4 protein-coding genes are annotated in these 4,022 nt (G+C 63.6%); all 4 read left to right on the top strand.

The window, feature by feature from the left end; genetic code table 11:
- Window positions 1–63: 63 nt before the first annotated feature.
- Window positions 64–1,233, top strand: coding sequence for an ABC transporter substrate-binding protein (locus ACIQ17_RS31750; protein WP_398473505.1), 1,170 nt, complete (start codon window positions 64–66; stop codon window positions 1,231–1,233).
- A gap of 231 nt (window positions 1,234–1,464) precedes the next feature.
- Window positions 1,465–2,331, top strand: coding sequence for a branched-chain amino acid ABC transporter permease (locus tag ACIQ17_RS31745; RefSeq protein ID WP_398473504.1), 867 nt, complete (start codon window positions 1,465–1,467; stop codon window positions 2,329–2,331).
- Window positions 2,332–2,335: 4 nt separating this feature from the next.
- The gene (locus ACIQ17_RS31740; protein ID WP_398473502.1) at window positions 2,336–3,349 is read left to right on the top strand and encodes a branched-chain amino acid ABC transporter permease; all 1,014 of its coding nucleotides are present in this window, start codon (window positions 2,336–2,338) and stop codon (window positions 3,347–3,349) included.
- Window positions 3,346–4,022 (top strand): ABC transporter ATP-binding protein (locus ACIQ17_RS31735; RefSeq protein ID WP_398473500.1); only part of this gene is annotated, 677 nt, incomplete at its 3' end. The genes ACIQ17_RS31740 and ACIQ17_RS31735, both read left to right, overlap by 4 nt.

The raw sequence follows: 4,022 nt of genomic DNA, 5'->3' as shown, positions 1-4,022 counted from the left end.
CGCGTATGGGGACAACGATCTTCCGGCCTGCAAGAGCCGACATCACGCACAGAGGAGGATACGATGCTGAGGACGTTCATTTCCGCCACCGTGGCCGCCGCCGGCGTGTTCGCGCTGGGCGCGGTCGCGCAGGCGCAGGAAACCGTGAAGATCGGCCTGATCGTGCCGATGACCGGCGGCCAGGCTTCCACTGGCCAGCAGATCAACAATGCCATCAAGCTCTACCAGCAGAAGAACGGTGACACCGTCGCCGGCAAGAAGGTCGAGGTCATTCTCAAGGATGACGCGGCGCTGCCGGACAATACCAAGCGCCTGGCGCAGGAATTGATCGTCAACGAGAAGGTCAACATCATCGCCGGTTTCGGCGTGACCCCCGCCGCGCTCGCCGCTGCGCCGCTGGCAACCCAGGCCAAGGTGCCGCTGATCGTGATGGCCGCCGGCACCTCGATCATCACCGAGCGCTCGCCCTATATCGCGCGCACCTCGTTCACCCTTGCTCAGTCCTCCACCATCATCGGTGATTGGGCGGCGAAGAACAATATCAAGAAGGTGGCGACGCTCACCTCCGACTACGCGCCGGGCAATGACGCGCTCGCCGCGTTCAAGGAGCACTTCACTGCGGGCGGCGGCACCATCGTCGAGGAAGTGAAGGTCCCGCTCGCCAATCCCGATTTCGCGCCGTTCTTGCAGCGCATGAAGGATTCGAAGCCCGATGCGGTGTTCGTGTTCGTGCCGGCCGGGCAGGGCGGCAATTTCATGAAGCAGTATGCCGAGCGCGGTCTCGACAAGTCCGGCATCAAGGTGATCGGACCGGGCGACGTCATGGATGACGATCTGCTCAACGGCATGGGCGATGCGGCGATTGGCGCCGTCACCGCGCATCTCTATTCGGCTGCGCATCCTTCGGCGATGAACAAGGCTTTCGTGGCCGATTACAAGAAGGCGTACAACACCCGTCCGGGCTTCATGGCCGTCGGTGGCTGGGATGGCATCCATCTCATCTACGAGGCTCTTAAGAAGACCGGCGGCAAGGCCGATGGCGACTCGCTGATCGCGGCCATGAAGGGCATGAAGTGGGAAAGCCCGCGCGGCCCGATCTCCATCGATCCCGACACCCGCGACATCGTGCAGAACATCTATATCCGCGAAGTGAAAAAGGTGGATGGCGAACTGTACAATGTGGAATTCGCGACCTTCGAGGCCGTGAAGGATCCGGGCAAGACGAAGAAGTAAGTCTTGTGCTGACGCGCTGAGGCCAATGGTCTCCCTCCCTCAAGCGTGGCGTTGCCACGCGCAGTGGGGAGGGTGGCCGAGCGAAGCGGAGGCCGGGTGGGGTGCCTCCGCGGGCTCCGACTTTGCGGAGGCACCCCACCCGACCGGCCCAAGAGGGCCGGCCACCCTCCCCACTGCGCACAGCTTCGCTGTGCTTGGGGGAGGGACAAGAAAGAAAGTTTGCATCGTCCCATGACCCTCCTCACCATCCTGTTCGACGGCGTCGCCTACGGCATGTTGCTGTTCGTGCTCGCATGCGGGCTGGCGGTGACGCTGGGCCTGATGAATTTCGTCAATCTCGCCCATGGCGCCTTCGCCATGGCCGGCGGCTATGTCTGCGCCATTCTCGTCAATCGCATCGGCTGGCCGTTCTTCGCAGCACTCCCGATGGCCTTCGTCGCCAGCGCGCTGATCGGCGCGGTGCTTGAACGCACGCTCTATCGCCATCTCTATAATCGCAGCCATCTCGATCAGGTGCTGTTCTCCATCGGCCTCGTCTTCATGGCGGTGACCGGTGTCGACTACGTGATGGGTTCGTCGCAGATGTTCATCAATCTGCCGTCCTATCTGCAGGGGCAGGTCGATCTGTTCGGCCTGCATGTCGGTCGCTATCGCCTGATGATCGTCGTGATCTGCGGCCTGCTCACCATCGCGCTGCAGTTGATCCTGTCGAAGACGCGCTTTGGCAGCCGCCTGCGCGCCGCGGTGGACGATCCGCGCGCCGCTTCCGGCCTCGGCATCAATGTGCCCCAGGTCTTCGCCTTCACCTTTGCCTTCGGCTGCGGTCTTGCCGGCATGGGCGGCGCGCTCGGCGCCGAGATTCTCGGCCTCGATCCGCATTTCCCGCTGAAGTTCATGATCTACTTCCTGATCGTGGTCACCGTCGGCGGCTCATCCAGCATCACCGGGCCGTTCTTCGCGTCGCTGCTGCTCGGCATCGGCGATGTCGCCGGCAAATATTACGTGCCGACGCTCGGCGCCTTCGTCATCTACACGCTGATGATCGTGATCCTGCTCTGGCGTCCCAACGGTCTGTTCGGCCGCACGGCGGCGAGGTGAGGGCATGAAGGCCGATTCCACCACCCATCCCGAAGTCGCCACAGTGGCGATGGAAAGCGCGCGCTGGCGCTGGCCGGAAGTCGCCTTCTGGCTCATCGCCGCCGGCTGCATCCTGCTGTTCCCGAACCGCTATCTCATCCTCACCGAGATTGCCTGGCTGGCGCTGTTCGCGCTCTCGCTCGATCTCATCCTTGGCTATGCCGGCATCGTCTCGCTCGGCCATGCCGCCTTTTTCGGCTTCGGCGGCTACTGCGCCGGCCTGCTCGCGCTGCATGGCATCGTCAAGGAGCCCGTGCTGGCGCTCATTGTTGCCGGCCTTGCCGCGATGCTGCTCGGTTTCGTTACCAGCTTCCTGGTGATGCGCGGCTCCGATCTGACGCGGTTGATGGTGACGCTTGGCATCGCGCTCTTGCTGCGCGAACTCGCCAACAAGTTCTCCGGCCTCACCGGCGGCTCCGATGGCCTGCAGGGCATCGAGATGCAGCCGATCCTCGGCCTGTTCTCCTTCGACATCTTTGGCAAGGTCGGCTTCATCTATTGCCTGATCGTGCTGTTCATCCTGTTCCTGCTGGCGCGGCGTATCGTGAACTCGCCCTTCGGCCTCTCGGTGCGGGCGATCCGCAACAATCCGCTGCGCGCCTCCGCCATCGGCATCCCCGTCAATCGCCGCCTGATCGCCATCTATACGCTCGCCGCCTTCTATGCCGGCGTGGCCGGTGCGCTGTCGACGCAGACCACCGCACTGGCTTCCCTCGACGGCTTCGCCTTCGAGCGGTCGGCCGACCTGATGCTGGTCGTGATCATCGGCGGCACCGGCTATCTCTACGGCGGCCTGATCGGCGCCGTGATCTTCAAGCTGTTGCAGGAGCTGTTCTCCACCATCACGCCGCAATACTGGCAGTTCTGGATCGGCGCCGTGCTGGTCGTCATCGTGCTGATCGGCCGCGAGCGCCTGCATCGCTGGGTGATGTTCGTGCCGCGCCTGATCGTAGCTAAGTTCTCGCGGAGTGGCGCATGACCATCGCGCTGGAAACCGTCAGTCTCGAAAAGTCGTTCGGCGGCCTCCGCGTCACCCGCGATCTCTCCCTGAAGGTCGCGGCCGGCGCGCGGCACGCGCTGATAGGACCGAACGGCGCCGGCAAAACCACGGTGATCAATCTGCTCACCGGTGTGCTGAAGCCGAATTCTGGCCGCATCATCCTTCAAGGCACCGACATCACCGATCTGCCCGTCCACAAGCGCGTGCTGCGCGGGTTGTCGCGCACGTTCCAGATCAACCAGCTCTATCCCGATCTCACGCCGCGCGAAACCGTCGGTCTCGCCGTCTCCGAGCGCCTCGGCCATGGCGGCGACTGGTGGCGCCTGATGGGCTCGCGCCGCGACGTCAATGACGAGATCGCCGAGAATCTCGCGCGCTTTCATTTGCTCGATGTGATGAACGAGCGCACTGTCACGCTGCCTTATGGCAAGCAGCGCCTGCTGGAGATCGCGGTGGCCATCGCCGCCAAGCCACGCGTGCTGCTGCTCGACGAGCCCGCCGCCGGCGTACCGGAAAGCGAGCGGCATGATATCCTTGCTGCGGTGGCAAGCCTGCCGCGCGATGTTACCGTGCTGCTGATCGAGCACGACATGGATCTGGTGTTTTCCTTCGCCGATCGCATTTCAGTGCTGGTGAATGGCGCCATGCTAGT

The sequence above is a fragment of the Tardiphaga sp. genome (assembly GCF_044340795.1).
Classification (GTDB): domain Bacteria; phylum Pseudomonadota; class Alphaproteobacteria; order Rhizobiales; family Xanthobacteraceae; genus Tardiphaga.
This window is presented reverse-complemented; position numbering and strand designations above follow the sequence as displayed.